Annotated in this window: 10 protein-coding genes; all 10 read right to left on the bottom strand. The window is 72.7% G+C overall.

Annotated features, from left to right (window positions below):
* Positions 1–21: 21 nt before the first annotated feature.
* The 10 genes from ACZ7LE_RS03795 to ACZ7LE_RS03750 all read right to left on the bottom strand — a co-directional run bounded on the left by ACZ7LE_RS03795 (position 22) and on the right by ACZ7LE_RS03750 (position 16,348).
* Positions 22–306, bottom strand: coding sequence for a hypothetical protein (locus ACZ7LE_RS03795; protein WP_377229380.1), 285 nt, complete (start codon positions 304–306; stop codon positions 22–24).
* 115 nt (positions 307–421) lie between these two features.
* Positions 422–4,897, bottom strand: a complete 4,476-nt coding sequence (locus tag ACZ7LE_RS03790; RefSeq protein WP_470402035.1) for an FtsK/SpoIIIE domain-containing protein — start codon at positions 4,895–4,897, stop codon at positions 422–424.
* Position 4,898: 1 nt separating this feature from the next.
* A complete protein-coding gene (locus tag ACZ7LE_RS03785; protein ID WP_470402034.1) occupies positions 4,899–5,597 on the bottom strand; it encodes a hypothetical protein in 699 nt (232 codons plus the stop codon).
* Positions 5,598–5,646: 49 nt separating this feature from the next.
* The gene (locus ACZ7LE_RS03780; RefSeq protein ID WP_470402033.1) at positions 5,647–7,275 is read right to left on the bottom strand and encodes a serine/threonine-protein kinase; all 1,629 of its coding nucleotides are present in this window, start codon (positions 7,273–7,275) and stop codon (positions 5,647–5,649) included.
* Between the two features lie 55 nt (positions 7,276–7,330).
* Positions 7,331–9,016 (bottom strand): FHA domain-containing protein, encoded by a 1,686-nt coding sequence (locus tag ACZ7LE_RS03775; protein ID WP_470402032.1) that lies wholly within the window; start codon positions 9,014–9,016, stop codon positions 7,331–7,333.
* Position 9,017: 1 nt separating this feature from the next.
* Positions 9,018–9,857, bottom strand: coding sequence for a PP2C family protein-serine/threonine phosphatase (locus tag ACZ7LE_RS03770; protein ID WP_470402031.1), 840 nt, complete (start codon positions 9,855–9,857; stop codon positions 9,018–9,020).
* Positions 9,854–11,578 carry an RDD family protein gene (locus ACZ7LE_RS03765; RefSeq protein WP_470402030.1) on the bottom strand — a complete coding sequence of 575 codons (1,725 nt, stop codon included), beginning with the start codon at positions 11,576–11,578 and terminating at the stop codon, positions 9,854–9,856. The genes ACZ7LE_RS03770 and ACZ7LE_RS03765 overlap by 4 nt, the downstream gene beginning before the upstream one ends.
* Positions 11,578–14,037 (bottom strand): transglutaminase TgpA family protein, encoded by a 2,460-nt coding sequence (locus tag ACZ7LE_RS03760; protein WP_470402029.1) that lies wholly within the window; start codon positions 14,035–14,037, stop codon positions 11,578–11,580. The genes ACZ7LE_RS03765 and ACZ7LE_RS03760 overlap by 1 nt, the downstream gene beginning before the upstream one ends.
* Positions 14,034–15,377, bottom strand: coding sequence for a DUF58 domain-containing protein (locus ACZ7LE_RS03755; RefSeq protein WP_470402028.1), 1,344 nt, complete (start codon positions 15,375–15,377; stop codon positions 14,034–14,036). The genes ACZ7LE_RS03760 and ACZ7LE_RS03755 overlap by 4 nt, the downstream gene beginning before the upstream one ends.
* Complete coding sequence (locus ACZ7LE_RS03750; RefSeq protein ID WP_470402027.1) at positions 15,374–16,348, bottom strand: AAA family ATPase; 975 nt, start codon at positions 16,346–16,348, stop codon at positions 15,374–15,376. Before ACZ7LE_RS03750 ends, ACZ7LE_RS03755 begins: the two co-directional genes overlap by 4 nt.
* Between the last annotated feature and the right edge of the window lie 41 nt (positions 16,349–16,389).

Raw genomic sequence — 16,389 nt, 5'->3', positions numbered from 1 at the left:
GACCGGACGACTCGAGGTCGATCAGTACGAGCTCGAGGTGTCCTGCTGCATCGAGGCGTTGTTGTCGGCAGTGGTGCCGTAGGCCTCGATCGCGGCAGCGATCTCGTTCAGCTTGGTGGCGTGGGTACCGTCCCACTCCTCCTGGAACTGGACGGCGTCCGGACCGTTCCACTGGGTCTGGGCCATCTGGCTCGTGATGGTCTGGACGACCTGACGGACACCCTCGGCCTGCGTCCGGAGCGTGTTGGCGAGGCTCTTGACTGCCTCGACATCAAGACCGAAAACGTTGCCACCCTCTGCGACCATGCCATGCTCCTTTGTCTGTGGCTGTCCCGAGGACAGCCTCCGATTCTGCGACGTCACGAACTATTCCATCGCCCGTGACAGGACGGAATGGGGAGGACTCCCCATCCCCTGCACGTCAGCCCGGGAGGGCGACGTGGATCTTGGTTGCCCTGCCGGCGGTGACCAGGAAGCCACGGCCGGGCGGGAAGTCCTTGCGCCGGATCCGGCCCAGCGGCGTGCTCATGAGCACGTCGCCGTCCGAGTCCCCGGGGGTCAGGAGCAGGCCGTTGCGGCCGGACTTGAACGGTCCGGCCAGCGTGAACGCCTTGCTCCAGGTGGACGACTCCGACTCACCGACGACGAGCTGGTCCTTGCGGGACGCGAGCTTGACGAACGCCTCCATCGGCTTCTCCGCCGGCGTGCCCGTGAGCTCGGTGTAGTTCTCGACCATCACGGTGAGGGTACCGGCGGGCGTCCGATCGCTCTCGAGGAGGGTGGTGAGCTCCTTGAGCGCCTCCACGACGCCCTCCGGGGAGGACGCCTGCATGTCCCAGAGATCCAGCGCCGACAGGCTGGACCGCCGCGACGACAGGTACACCAGCCGCCCGGCCCCGGTCCTGCGCAGCGCGGTCGCGAGCGTCACGAACGCCGTCGTGCGCCCCGAACCGGGCGGGCCGGCCACCATGAGCGGGCCGCGCAGCGGCAGACCCACCGGCGTGATGTCGAGGTCGCGCAGACCGATGGTGGCCAGCTCCCCGGTGCGCTGCGGCAGCTGGTCCAGCGTGAACGTGTCGGGCAGCCGCTCGATGCCGGGTGCCTGCGGCACGCCGCCCACCGTGCGCATCGTCTGCTCCAGCCGGGCCAGCTCGCGCGACTGCACCGCCGCGTTGGAGTCTCCGCCGAGCACGGCGATCTGGGCCTCCTGGCCGTACATGATCGCCCGGCCCGGCGCCGACGCCGGGGTCAGCACGTCCTTCGGGACGTTCAGCATGATGTAGTCGTCCTCCTTGGCCATCCGGTGCACGATGCGCTTCTGCACCGTGGAGGCGAGGGAGGGCGGCACGGACACGGCGCGGTCACCGGTCATGACGAGGTGGATCCCGACGGGTCGTCCGTCGGTGGCGAGCTGCGTGAAGGTACCGAAGATCGAGAACCCGCGGGCCGTGATGTTCTCGTAGGCCTCGCGGAACGCCCCGATACCGTCGACGAGCACGATGATGCGGGGCTCGTCGGGCTTGTTCGCCAGCCGGCGGTACTCGTCGATGGTCGTCGCCCGCACGGCGGCGAACCGGTCGGACCGCTGGTCCAGCGTGTCGCGCAGCCGGCGCATGAGGCGGGTCACGCGCTCCTCGTCGTCCCCGGCGATGACCGCGCCCACGTGCGGCAGGTTCTCCAGCATCGACAGGCCGCCGGAGCCGCAGTCGATGCCGTAGACCTGCACCGGACCACCGCGGTGGGTGAGGCCCGCCGACACCGCGATGGTCCGCAGCGTCGTGCTCTTGCCCGTGCCACCGGTGCCGTAGATCGCGAGGTTGCCGTCGGTGTCCGGCTCGTAGTGCACCGTCGGCTGAGCCTGCTGCGGCGGGTTGTCGAGCACGCCGAGCACGAGCTGGGAGTCCGTGCGGCGGTTGGGGAGCAGCGCCAGGTCGTAGGTGGCCGCCAGTTCCTCCAGCCACGGCTTGCGGGGCGTCGGCACGCCGGCGTCGGACGCCGCGCGCCGGATGGTCGAGACCATCCGGGCGATGTCGTTGGGACCGGGGTCCACGTTCTCGATCACCTCGGGGGCCGGCAGCTCCCAGCGGCGACCCGTGCCGAAGTCCATCTCCTCGACGTCGAGCGACGACCGCTCCGGCTCGTCCTTGGTCCACCCGCCGGCGTAGCCGGTCTGGAACGTAGTGAGCCGGCCGGGACCGGTCTTCGCGGCGCCACGGCCGGGGATCGACGGCGAGAAGTGCGCGGCCATGTCGTCGCCGAGCACGTCCTTGGAGTCGTGCTCGTCGGCCATGCGCAGGGCGATGCGCAGGTTCGTGTTGGCTCGCAGGCTGTCCTTGATGACGCCGGCGGGGCGCTGCGTCGCGAGGATCAGGTGCAGACCGAGCGACCGGCCACGCTGGGCGACGTCGATCACGCCGTCCACGAACTCTGGGACCTCGCCGACCAGGGCCGCGAACTCGTCGACGACGATGATCAGGCTCGGCGGCGCCTCGGGATCACCCGTGCGCTCCAGGGACGCGAGGTCCTTGGCCTTCTTCCGGTTCAGCAGGTGCTCGCGGTAGTGCAGCTCGGCACGGAGCGAGGACAGCGCGCGCCGCACGAGGTGCGGCGACAGGTCCGTCACCAGGCCGACGGTGTGCGGCAGGTGCACGCAGTCGGCGAACGCCGCGCCACCCTTGTAGTCCACGAAGAGGAAGGTCACGCGGTCGGGGCTGTGCGCGGCGGCCATGCCGAGCACCCAGGACTGCAGGAACTCCGACTTTCCCGCACCGGTCGTACCGCCCACGAGGGCGTGCGGGCCCTGCGTGCGCAGGTCCAGGTGGAACGGCTCCACGCCGTCGTGCCCGATGAGCGCCCGCAGGTTCGTGGGGGTCTTGCGCCGCACCGGCGGCGAGCCGTCGCGCGGGGTGAGCGAGAGGTTCTCCCGCCACCGCTCGATCACGGTGTTCGAGTCCTTGCCCATCTCCGTGCCGGCCAGCGCCAGGTAGGACACCGCGCGCGGCAGGTCGGACTCGTCGTCGGTGGGCGCGCCGACGTCGACCACCGGGGACAGGATCCGGGCCACCTCGCGCGCCGTCGCGAGATCGGCGACCTCGCAGCGCACGGGGTAGGCCAGCTGCCCGTAGTGCACCTCGCCGGTCATGGCACCGCTGTTCTCGGAGTCCGAGTTCAGCAGCACGAACGTGCGGCAGGCGGCCGGGAGCTGCTCGACCGTGGGCGCGATCCACACCACGTAGACGCCCGCCTCCGGGCCGTGCTCGGCGAGCCGCACGAGCCGCGCGCGCTCGACGGGAGCGTCGTCCTCCACGAGGACGACGACCGACGGCAGCAGGGGCTTGGGCGGAGTCTCCGTGCGGTTCTTCTCCGCGTCCATCTCGCCGACCAGCGGCGCGTGGCCGTCGAGGCTGACGCCGCGTCCCTCGACCAGCTCCTCGAGCCGGGTCAGCAGGGAGATGCCGGAGCCGGAGTCGTCGGCCAGGTGGTCGGAGGCCCCGAGCGGGCTGTGCGGCGAGCCCGTGTGCGGCAGCCACTCGAGCCACTCCCAGTCGGCGCGCGACCGGGAGGAGGTGAGGGCCGTCACGACCACGTCGGCCGGCGAGTGGAGCGCGGCGATCTGCAGCAGGACGGAGCGCCCCACCGGCTCGACGATGCCGCTCGGTCCCGCGATGCCGATGTTGCCGCCGTACCGGAGGCCGGCGCCCATGGGGACGTCGTGGATGGTGATGCACTGCTGCTGGAGGTCCAGCACCTGCTGCCAGTGCTCGGGCACCGCGTCGTTCTCGCGCGGTTCGTCGAACTCAGTGCGCGAGGGCGCCGACCCGAGCCCGAACCGCACCGTCAGGAAGCTGCGGTGCTCCGGACGGTGCGTCCACATGAGTCCGCCGAGGCGGCGGACGGCGTCGAGCGACTCGGCGAGCGAGGGTGTCTCGGCGAGCCGGACCGCCCGCTCGACCGCGTGGGTGGCGTTGATCCGCTCCGAGGTGGCGACGACGGCACGCTCGAAGTTCTCCGACGCCTCCTTGAACTGCTTCTTGCCGTACATCTTCCGGTCGAAGTACATCCCGATCATCATGACGGGGCTCATGAACATGAACATGAGCGACAGAGGGTTGCGCGTGACGGAGTACATCGCCGCGCCCATCGCCATCGGCGCGAGCATCATCAGCCAGGGCAGGCGCTGCGGCTGCACCGGCTTCGGCGGCTTGGGTGCCTTGATCTTGATCTCGCCGAACCGGGTGACCACGCGGGGCGACCGGTTGAACTCGACGACCGGGCTGGTCGGTGCGAGGCTCGTGGAGCGGTGCAGGGCCACGACGGACAGCGTGGTCTCACCGAGGGTCACGGTGTCCGACGACGTCAGCACGGCCCGCGTCGTCCGCTTGCCGCCCATGACCAGGCCGTTGGCGGAGGCGAGGTCGTGCACCTCGATGGACTCGCCCACGACCACGCGGGCGTGCCGCTTGGAGACCTGCCCGTCCGACAGCCGGACGTCCATGCCCCGGTCACGCCCGATGTAGGTGGTGCCGACCGGCAGCGGGAACTCGCGCCCGGCGTCGGGCCCGTCCAGGACGCGCAGCTGCGCGACGGCGGTGCCGCGGTCCTGCCCGGCGTTCACGAACTGCTCGGAGACGCGCACGATCGACACCACGGACCCGGAGCGCAGGCCCGCCTGGACCAGGTCGTTGGTCGGGGTCAGCACCCGGCCGCTGGTGAAGCTCGTCGAGCCGTCGCCCACCACCTGCAGCGTGAGGTTCTCGGGTGCGGGGGCGCCGTTGCGGGTGGGGTCGCCCGAGAAGAGGGCCTCGGCCACGTCGCGAACCGTCGCGGTGGCGTCGGCGGTGACCGCGACGTTCACGCCGGACTCGTCGGGTCGGTTGAGGGTCAGCTTGATGCGCACGTCAGGCGTCGTCCTTCAGGTCGAGAAGTGGAAGGTCCGCGGGGGTCACCAGCCGGGAGGCGACGGCGTACTCGACGAGCCGCGCGCGCCGGTTGGTGGCGAGCAGTCCGGGGCCGCCGCGGAGCCCCTTGACGCCGATCCGGTCGAGCTTCTCGCAGACGTTGTCGAGCTTGCGATTGAACCGGGTGGTGGCCCAGCCCAGGCGGCGTGCCGCGTCCGCACTGGACGGGATCTCGCTCAGGCCGGTGCCCTCGCGGCGCAGCATGGGCTCGGCGAGCACCACGATGAGCTGCTTCTGGCTGGTGGTGAAGCTGATGGCGCCGATGGTCGTGGCGCCGGTGTCGGGGTCCTCGGAGCGGACCTCGTGGTACGGGGCGTCCGTGAGCTGGGCCGTCAGCTCGTATGTGGTGGGGCCGGCCGTGAAGACGATCGAGGTGGTGGGGAAGACGATGGGCAGGCGGTGGCCGGGCGGGAGCCACGACTGCACGCCGCCGCCCGCGTCGCACACCGTCGCCGAGATCAGGGACCCCACGTTCGAGAGCCACCAGATCCCGTCCTCCTGCGTCACCCGCAGGAAGCGTCGGTGCAGGTAGGGGTTGTCGTCGATCGCGAGGTCCCCCTCGCGGCCGACGTCGAAACCACCGTCCGCCTCGGCGGGGTGGAACCACTCACCACAGAATTCGAGCGCGAGATCACCCACGTCGTTGCCTCTTCTCCCCCTGTCAGCCGGCCGATCGGCCGGAACTTGGTCAGTCCGCCGGGACGCACTCCTTCTGCGGCTCTGCGGATGCCTTCCCGGACCGGTCCACGATGACCTCGATACACGTCGGCTCACCCTCGGACCGTGGCACGGTCGCCGTCGCGACGGTGGATGCCGTATAGGTGCTCTCGTCGGTGAGCGACAGCACACGGTACCCGTACTTGTCGCCCTCTTCCTGGGATTTCGGCGGCTTCCACGTGAAGACGACCTCGTCGCCCTGAGCCACGCCCTTCAGGTCGCGGACCGGGGGCACGTAGCCCGCGCCGGGCGCGGGCGGCGGGTCCCCCGCGACCGTCTGGGTCTGTCCCGGGTCCTCGGGGTCCTCCCCGCCGTTCTGCAGGGCGAACCAGCCCGCCACGAGCAGCCCCACCAGCACCACGGCACCGGCGACCAGCGCCACGGTCCCCCACGGCGACGACTTCTCGGGCGCGACCTCCTGCGGCAGGTCGGCGGGCATCTCGGGCGCACGCGTCCGGTGCACCGTCTCCTCGACCGGCGGGGCCTCCCAGCCGACCGAGGCCACCGGCACGTCGAGGGCGGGCACGGTCGTGCGCGCCCCCGTGGCGGTCCCCGCCTGGGGCGCCCAGCCGGAGGTGCCCTGCGTGGCCGGCGCGAACCTGCCCGACGACATCGCCGGGCTGCTCACGGACGCCGGCCCGGGAGCAGGCCGCTGCCCCGGGTCGATCGCCGTGACGTTCTTCAGCCGCGTGCCGTCGTCGTCCTCTTCCTCCTCCGCGACCGCACCGGTCTCGTCGAGCAGGTCGATCGGGGTCATGTCGCGCGCCAGGCCCACCTGGACCTGTTGCAGCGCCCGGGCGAACGCCAGCACCGACGGGTACCGCGACGAGGGGTGCTTGGCCATCGCGATGCGGAGCACCTGCTCCAGCGACGGCGGCACGTCGTTGCGCCCGATCGGCGGCAGCGGCGCCTGCTCGACGCGCGCCACGAGGTCCGCCGACGTGTTGGACCCGCCGGGCACCTCGAACGGCGTGCGGCCGGCCAGCAGCGTGTAGCAGGTGGCAGCCAGCGCCCAGACGTCCGTCGTCTTGCCCGCGACGGGCGGGTCGCCGAACGACTCCGGCGGGGACCACGGGATGGACATGCCCTCCGCGGCCGAGGCCTCCTCCACCGTGGAGGAGATGCCGAAGTCCGTCAGCACCGGGTGCCCGAACTGCGTCACCAGGATGTTGGCCGGCTTCAGGTCGCGGTGCAGGATGCCGAGCCGGTGCGCGGTCTCCACCGCGCCGGCGATCTGGATCGTGGTGCGGAGCGCCTCGGCCAGCGAGAACCGTTCGGACCGGTACCGCGCGCCCAGGTTGGGCCGCGAGCAGTACTCCATGGCCAGGTACGGGCGGCCGTCGTCGGCGACGCTCGCCTCGTACATCGTGACGATCGAGGGGTGGTTGCCCAGGACCGCCATGAGGTCGGCCTCGGAGTCGAACGCGGCACGCTGGGCGTCGCTCGCGTGCTCCTTGAGGAGCACCTTGACCGCGACCAGGCGCTTCGGGCGCTGCTGCTCGTACAGGAACACGTCCGAGAAGCCGCCGGACCCGATCAGCTTCTTGTACTCGAACCCGGCGATGTGGGGCGGCGCCGACGGCGCACGCTTGCTGCTCACGCTTCTCCTTCGTTGATGGTCGAGCCGTCATCGGTGGTCGGGCCGGTGGCGGCCCTCACCAGATGCCCTCGAAGGTCAGGGTCGCTCCGTCGCCGAGGTCCACGACGTCGCCCTCGACCACGATCACCTTCTCGTTGGGGTGCAGACGCCGGGGCTGCTGCCCCGGCCGCAGGAGGGTGGTGCCGTTCGTGGTCGCCAGGTCCGCGACCAGGACGTGCCACTCCTCGAGGGTGATCTCGACGTGCGAGCGCGAGATGTCCTGGTCCGGGCTGGCCACCGTCACCAGGCGCGGCGTGCGGTCCGCCGACGCGTTGTTGGTGCGCGGGCGCCGTCCGACGATCACCGGGCGGTCGAGCTCCACCACCTGCGGGCCGCCGATCCCGGGCTGCACGCCACCGGTGACGAGCATCTGCCCGAGCGACGGGCGGGACACCAGCTCGGCGTCGCTCTCCAGCGCCGCGCCACAGCTGCGGCACGTCTCGTTGGTGGGCGGGTTGGGATGCCCCTCCGGGCACTTCCGGCCCAGGATCTGCGGCGCGCCCGGCAGGATGCCCACCGAGAACTTGGGCCCGCCGCCGGCCGCCTTGCGCAGCGCCGCGATGTCGGACGACATCATGGTCTCGCCGTCGTGGTCGGTCACGTCGGGCGCGCCCGGGGAGTCCGACACCGCGGCGGCCCGCTGGGCACCACCCGGGGTCACGCCCGGCGGCGGTTCCGACATCGCGGCCGAGCCGGACCAGCCGCCCGGGACGCTCGAGATCAGGGAGTCGCCCGCCGGCTCCGCCTGCGGCGGGTCCGGCACGGGCGGGGGCGACAGCACCGGCGTGACGACCGGGGCGGACGCCGGGGCCGGCTCCTCCTCGGCCTCCTCCTCGTCGTCCCCCTGCCGGACCGCCGCGTCCTCGACCCGGCGCATCACCGTGTCGCCGAAGAGGTGGCCGTAGTCGTCGTCGGCGCCGAACTGCGTGGCCTCGTCGACCTCCGAGGCCGGGGCCGGCCCCGGGACGGGCGACGTCCCGAGCAGCGGCGCGGGCTCCGGTGCGGGGACGGGCTCGGGCTCCGGCGTGGGCCCGGCCGGACCGCCGATCACCGGCACGTCCATCGTCCCCGGCACGACCGTCTCGCCGGCCGGCTGCCCGCCGGGCACCGCCGCCGACAGGCCGGCGAGAGTCGGGAAGTCCGGGAACTCGTCGATCATCGGAGCCTTGGCGGCGGGGGTCGCCGCAGCGGGCGTCGCCGCAGCGGGCGCGGACGCGCCCAGCGGCGGGAGCTCCGGGGCCCCGGCCACCTCCACCAGGGTGCGCCGCAGCGCGCTCGCCCGCACCACCGCCGACTGGACGGGGAACTCCTCGTCCGCCAGCACCTCGTCGGTGGTGATCGCGAACGACGTCGGGCCGTCCACCACCCGCTCCGACCAGGTGACGACGCCGGCGCCGGTCACCTCGACCGGACCGCCGGCGCCCTCGGCGCTCACCACGACCTTGACGCCGGTACCGCGCACGGCGACGTGCGCGGCCGTGGCCGGCTCGCCGCCGGAGAGCGAGACGACGGCGAACGGCGGCGTCTCCGCGAGGCCGCCCGCGGCCAGGACGCCGAGGGTGGCCGCGACCCCGCCGTCGGGTGCGTCGAGCGCGGTCCAGAGCGCGTCGACGACGCCGGCGGGAGCCGGGCCGGGCAGCACGACGACCGTGCCGTTCCGGACCACCGCCCGTGCGGATCCCTCGCTGTAGTGCACCGTCATCTCAGACCCCCTGGCTTCTTGCTGCGTGCTCTTCTCGCGGCAGGGTGTCCTCGTCAGGCTCCGCCCCCGCCCGCGGTGCTGTCGACGACCCTATGGTCTGGTCGTCCACCCCGGTCACGTCGACCACCACCACGGTGATGTTGTCCCGGCCGCCGGCCTGGATCGCCGCGTTGACCAGGTGCCCGGCGGCGCGCTCCGGGTCGGGCTGCTCCAGCAGGATCGTGGTGATCTGCTCGTCGGTCAGCTCCCCCGTGAGGCCGTCCGAGCAGATCAGCACGCGGTCGTGCAGCGTCACCGGGATGTACCGGAAGTCGGCCCGGACGTCCTGCTGGGCCCCGAGAGCGCGCGTGATGACGTTCCGCCGCGGGTGCCTGCGGGCCTCGTCCATGGTGATCGTGCCCGCGTCCACGAGCTCCTGCACCTCGGAGTGGTCCACGCTCACCTGCGACAGCACGCCGTTCGACAGGATGTAGGTGCGCGAGTCGCCGACGTTCACGAACAGCCAGTACGGCACGTCCTCGCGCTCGTCGACCAGCACGCCCGTGAGCGTCGTGCCCGGCGCGTTGCCCGACTCCGTCTCGATGGCCCGGACCCGCTGCTGCGCCGCCTCGAGGAACGCCTCGACCAGGGCCGGCTCCACGCGCTCGACGTCGGCCAGCCCGCTGAGCGCGGCCAGCGCCTCGGAGCTCGCCACCTCGCCCGCCTCGTGCCCGCCCATGCCGTCGGCCACGAAGAACACCCGGCCGGTGGCCAGGTACCCGTCCTCGTTGAGCGACCGACGACGACCCTGGTGCGATGCCGCACCCCAGATCGTCGTCAGCCCCTGCTCCTGTTCGGTCATGCCCGGGACTCGGCGGGGTGCACGACCAGACGACGGTCCCCGACGTGGATGGTCGAGCCCACCGGCACGCGGACCCGCGCGCCCGGCTCCGCGACCTGGGGCGAGCGGCCCGGCGCCGAGACCACGGTGCCGTTGGTGGACCCACGGTCGGTCAGCCACAGCCCTGCGGAGTCGACGCCGAGCTCGGCGTGGTTCTTGGACACCGACCGGGTCGGGTCCTCCACGCGCACGAGGATGTAGCCCGCGCCACCGCTCGCCTGCGGGTTGCGGCCCACCAGGGCGGGCCCGTCGATGACTCGGCGCTCACCGGACTCCAGCTCGAGGGCCACGGTCACGACCGCAGCCGGTTCCAGGACCGGGGCCTGCATCCGCGTGGAGTCCGAGAACCCGTCGGACTGCGGCGGCAGCGTCGGCTGCGACACCGGGCCGGGCTGGGCCGCGCCGTCCTGCGGGAGAGTCACCCTGCGGGTGGGCCGGGACTCCGGGTGCTGCTGCGGCGGCAGGTCGGCCGGGGCCTGCTGCGCCGGGGGCGCCGCCTGCTCCTGCTGGGCCGGCCAGGTCCGCGCCGGCCAAGCCGACTCGGGCTGCTGCTGCACGGGCTGCTGCTGGACCGGCTGCTGCGGTGCGGGCTGCTGGTACTGCTGCTGCGCAGGCTGCTGGACCGGCTGCTGCTGCATCGGCTGCTGCTGGGCGGGCGGGGCCCCGACCCCGCTTCCGGGGATGCCCGTGATGAGACCGTCGCCGGTCGGAGCCGGTGCGCCCTGGGCGGGTGCCTGCGGGAACGACCACGGGTCCGGGGCCGCCACGGACGGCTGGGCCGGGGCCTGCGGGGCCGGAGACAGCGGAGGCAGCTGCGGGGAGGCGTACTGGCCCGGTGCCGGGGCCGCCGGCGCCGCCGTCCGCATCGCGGGCCGGCCGGGGGCGCGAGGCCCCGGACCCACCGGGGCGAGCCCGGTGGTCAGCGCGATCTGCGGGGCGCGGACGTCGACCACGACCGACCGCGCGGCCTTGTCGTGCCAGCCCTGGACCTTGTCGCCCTTGTCCCACGCGGGGCTGAGCAGCACCACGATCTGCCCGAAGCCGGCCACCAGGGAACCCGCCGCGAGCACGAGCACGCGCAGCAGCTCGCGGACGAACCCGATCGGGCCGCGGTCCTCGGCGGAGAGCGTGCGCAGGCCCATCACCGAGTTGCCGATGGTGCGTCCGGTCCGGGACTCCCAGATCCACATCGAGAGCTGGAAGCAGAAGGCGACCAGGCCAGCGATGAGGTAGACCCGCACCGCCTGCGCGGCGATCTCGGCCGCCTGCTCCTGGGACACCACCGTGAGCGCCGGCGGGATGTCGATGAACGAGAGGCCGATGGCCACCACGATGCCGGCCAGCACACCGGCGATCACGCCGTCGACGAGCCAGGCGACGAAGCGCTTGCCGACGCCCGCGTAGGGCGCCACCAGCGGCGGCGGCACGGTGCCGGCCGTGGGGATCTGCGTCGCCGTGTACACCTCGACCTCGGTCGTGATCGGCGGCCGGCTCTCCACGAGCGGCACCGAGCCTCCCGACCGGTCGCGTGCCGCGGCCGCCTGCTGCACCTGCCCCTGCGGCACCTGGGCCTGCTCCACGACGGGCCGTCCCGTCCGCGGGAACTCCCGTCCGCAGGCGGCGCAGAAGGGCGCGCCCGCCCGCTGGGTCGACCCGCATCCAGCGCAGACCACGTCCGTCATCAGTTCTCCTTCGTCCGCCGGGACCCGAGTCCCCCGAGGGCCGCGAGGATTCCGCGACCACCGCCCACACGCGCCCAGACGGAGCGCAGCGACAACGCCGCGCCGACCCTCCGTCGCGTACTCAGGTTGGAGCGTAGCCCGCCCACCAGCTCGTCCACCTCGGCCCAGAAGGACTCGACGTCCGCCTGGGTGGGCTCACCGCGGCCGAAGACCGAGGCGTCCGCGCGGTGCGCGAGCGTGAGCGTCGACGGGGCCTGGTGCGCACCGGCGATCACGCCGGCACTCTCCCGGCGTGTCGCGCCGCGGGGCACGCTCGTCCCGATGTCGGTCACGACGTCGACGACCTCGTGCCAGCCGCCGCTGATGCGGTCCGCGGGCAGGTCGGCGGTACGCCGGGCCGTCCGGCGCCGGGCCTTGTAGGCGAGGATCGCGATGATCGGTCCGGCGATCACCAGGAGCGGGATGCCGACCGCGAGCAGGATGAGTCCGAGCAGGCCCCAGTCGAACGGGTCGTTCTCGGTGTCGTCCTTCTCGTCGTCCTCGACGCTGCCGGCCTTCGCCTTGTCCGGCTCCTCCGGCGGCTCCGGGTCCTGCAGCACCGGGGGCTTCGGCACCTGCTCGCTCTTGGGCTCGGGCTGGATCTGCGGGTTCTCGTCCGGGACCGTGTCGATCGGCACCCAGCCGTACTCCTCGAAGGGCACCTCGACCCAGGCGTGGACGTCGCTGCCGACCACCGTCCAGGGCTTGCCCTCCTCGAACGTGCTGTCCTTGTCGGGGTAGAAGCCCATGACCACGCGGGCCGGGATGCCCGCCTGGCGCGCCATGAGGGCGAGCGCGACGGCGAACTGCTCGTCGTCACCCACCATCTCCTCCTGCTCGATCAGCGTGTCGACGCGGTCGGCGGAGTGACCCGGCCGTGACGGCGGCTGGCCGTCGAGCCCGCTGGACAGGAAGCCGGAGTTCTGGAGCGCGTCGCGGAGCAGGAAGAGCTTCTCCACGGGGTCGGTCTTGTCGCCCGTGAACTGCGCCGTCTTGCCGGGCAGGCCCGCGGGCAGCGCGCTCGCCTCGGTCTCCGGGAGCTCCGCGTCGCCGATCGTGGCCTTCTTCAGGGCGTCCTCGTCCGGCGTCGCGGGCAGCAGCACGTTCAGCCGGTACGTGTCGCCCGACGTGATGCCGGCGGTGGTGATCGCCGTGCTGGTGTCCGAGTTGTAGTAGGTGCCGTCCATCTGGGCCTCGGCGTTCGCGCCGAGCCACTCCACGCCGGTGAGGTTGCCGATCTCGGGGACCCAGACGCCGCTGTACTCCGCGACCGTGACCTCGATCGGCGTCGGCGTCTCGTCGGAGGACGTCGCGATCTCCTCGCCGACCCGCGTGTAGACGCCGGTGTCGCCGCCGTCGCCGGACGCGTCGAAGACCACGCCGTCGTACTCGTCGAGGGTCGCGAGGCGGACGCGGGCGCCCTCGGGCAGCTCGCTGACCGTGAACAGCTCGTCCTCGCGGGCGTCCTTGGCGTAGTGCCGGAACGCCACGAGCGGGCTGGTGAACTGATGGATGTCGAACGGCGGGACGACCGTCTCGCGGAGCACCGTCCGCTGCGGCGCCGGCATGAGGATCGGCGCGGTGAAGCCCGCCGCCAGCGCCGCGACGCCCAGGATGGTGGCGCCCGTGCGCACCCGGTGCCAGCGCAGCCGGCGCGTGGCCTCGCGGCTGGCCTCCGTGGTGATCGAGTGCGTGCCGACGCGCGCCTCCATCACCCGCACCCCGCCCCAGAGCAGGGCCGTGATGGCGATCACGAGGCCCTGCACGATCGGCATGGCCTCGTCGACCGTGCCGAGCAGGATCACGCCGACCAGGCCGACGATGACCGGCACGACGGCCCAGACGGCGTGCCTGGCGCGCCAGGCGATGGTGCCGGCGACGAGCGCGACGACCAGCATGAGCAGGAACGGGACCACCCCGAGGTCGGGGAACGACTGCATGGGGGCCTTGGTGGTGATGAACTGCTTCCAGCCCTGCACGGAGCCGAGCAGCAGCTCGCGCAGCGTGTCCAGGGTCGGCACCACGCCGGCGATCGTCGTGTGCGGCAGGGCCAGCGCACCGCCGAACAGCACGTAGGCCAGCACGGCCAGCGCCGTCACCACGACGGCGGGGAACTTCCGCCAGGCGCCCACCCAGGCCACGGCCAGGCCCACGAGGGCACCGCCGACCGTGGGCAGCAGGTAGCCGAGCGAGCCCCAGACCGGGCCGAAGCCCACGGCGACGGCGCCGAGCATCACGGCCAGCGCCGCGAGGTCGACCAGGGCGAACCTGGTCAGCGCGCGCGGCTGCTCCGCCTCCTTGCGGCGGGTGGTGCCCCGGCCGGTTCCGGTCCGGTACCCGGGTCCGGTGCCGTAGGAGGGCTGGCTGCCCTGGGCGTGCGCGCCCGCCGGGAGGTTGCCGCGGGTGTTCTCGTCGCTCATCCGTCGCTCATCTTCTTCAGCGCAAGGGGCAGGTCACCGAGGCGGCCCAGGGTGAGCACGCCCAGCTCCGCGATGGAGTGCCGGCCGAGGGAGGCCCCCGGCACGCACTGGATGGCCATGACCTGCACCCCCACGGGCACGCGGGCCGACGCCGCACGCAGCTCGGTGGGCGTGACCATGCTGCCGACGATGAACGAGATCACCGAGAAGTCGGCGGCGGCCATGCTCGCGGCGCGGGCGAGGTCCACCAGCTTGGACTTGCGGGACACCATCTCGATCCGGGAGAGGTCGTCCATCAGGCGCGTGCGGTGGTCACCGTGCAGCGTCGCCTCGTTGACGAGCACCGTCACGCCGCGGTCCTCCTTGATGGCCTGCAGGCCCAGGGAACCGCACACGCTGACGGCGAGCTCGAACTCCTCCTCGTTCGCGTAGTCCTCGGCGCGCGTGGACAGCAGCACCGCGAGGTGCGAGCGCCGGGTCTCCTCGAACTGCCGCACCATGATCTGGCCGGTGCGGGCCGTCGTCTTCCAGTGGATGTGCCGGCGGTCGTCGCCGGGCACGTAGTCGCGCAGGGCGTGGAAGTTCACGTCCGCGTTCGTGATGTCGTTGGTGACCCGGCCCTCGAGGTCCTTGAGGAAGCCCGTGGAGGAGCCCGTGAGGTTCTTGACGCGCGGGTGCACGAAGACCTCCTGCTCGTTGGTCCACGTCATCTCGCGGCGCAGCAGGCCCAGGGGGTCGGCGCGGACGGACTTGACCGGACCGACCGTGATCACGCTGCGGCGCCGGGTCGGGATGGTGAAGATCTCCTCGTGCGTGCCGCCGCCCTTCAGCCGCGGCACGGGGAACGCCGCCGTGCCGGTGCCCACCGGGAGCTCCATCACCGACGGCAGCAGCGGGCGGCTCGACGAGTTGCGCACGTCCAGGCGGCCGACGGCGCGGTCGCCGACGGTCACGCGCGCCTGCGCCAGGTCGAGCACGACGTCGTACTTGAACCGGCCGAGCACGAACACGATGGCGCACAGCAGCGTCACCGTGAGCACGATCGCGGCCACCAGCAGCTCGAGCCAGCCGAGCGTCAGCGCGGCGATCCAGGAGCCGGCCGCCACCAGCGTCACCGCGATGCCGAACGTGCTGAACGTCCGGCGGACCGGCGCGAGCGTACGACCGACCGCCCCCGCCCGCGTCCGGGCGGCGGCGGCGAAGGTCACCCAGCCGCGACGGCCGCGCTGCGCCTGCGCACGGCCCGCCGCGACGACGCCGGCGAGGCCGGTCGGCTTGTCCTGGCGCTTGCCGTAGGCCGGTCCGGTCGCGCTGCCCGCCGAGATGCCCGAGGTCGTCATGCCGAGGCCCGCTCCTGCGGCGCGGCGACGTCGGCCATGATCCGGGCGAGCACGACGTCGGGGCGGGCGCCCGCGAACTCGGCCTCCGGATCCAGCACGAAGCGGTGGCCCCAGACCGGCTGGGCCAGCTCCTTGATGTCGTCGGGCAGCACGTAGTTACGGCCGTGCGCGGCGGCCCACACCTTGGCGCAGCGCACCAGGGCGAGCGCGCCACGGACCGAGACGCCGACGCGCACCTCGTGGGCGTTGCGGGTCTCCTCGGCGAGGCGCGACACGTACTCCAGCACCGCGGTGTCGGTGTGCACCGTCGCGGCGAGGTCGGCCATCTCGGTGACGGCCTTGGTCGTGATGATGGGCTGCAGCACCTGGCTGCGGTCCTTCAGCGCGGCGCCCGACAGGATCTCCACCGTGGACGCGTGGTCCGGGTAGCCCACCGACGTCTTCATGAGGAAGCGGTCGAGCTGGGCCTCGGGCAGACGGTACGTACCGGCCTGCTCGATCGGGTTCTGGGTGGCGAGCACCATGAACGGGCGGCCGGTGGTGTGCGCGACGCCGTCGACGGTGACGCGGCCCTCCTCCATGACCTCCAGGAGCGCGGACTGGGTCTTCGGCGAGGCACGGTTGATCTCGTCCGCCAGCACGATCGACGCGAAGATCGGACCCGGGTGGAAGTCGAACTTCCCGGTCTTCTGGTCGTAGATCGTCACGCCGGTGACGTCCGACGGGAGCAGGTCCGGCGTGAACTGGATGCGGTTGTGCGTGCCCTGGACCGACGCCGCGATGGAACGCGCGAGCATGGTCTTGCCCGTGCCCGGGGCGTCCTCCAGCAACAGGTGGCCCTCGGCGAGCATGCACGTGAGCGCGAGGCGCACGACCGGCGCCTTGCCCAGGACCGCCTGCCCGACGTTGCCGACGAGCCGGTCGAAGGTCTGGGCGAACCAGGCCGCCTGCTCGGGGGTCATCGTGGTCATCTCGTGTTTCCCTACTGCTCGTTACTGCTCGTCCGTCGGGT

It is taken from the genome of Promicromonospora sp. NPDC110617, assembly GCF_055598465.1.
The sequence above is the reverse complement of the archived record's forward strand: the minus strand, read 5'-3'. Positions and strand labels throughout refer to the sequence as shown.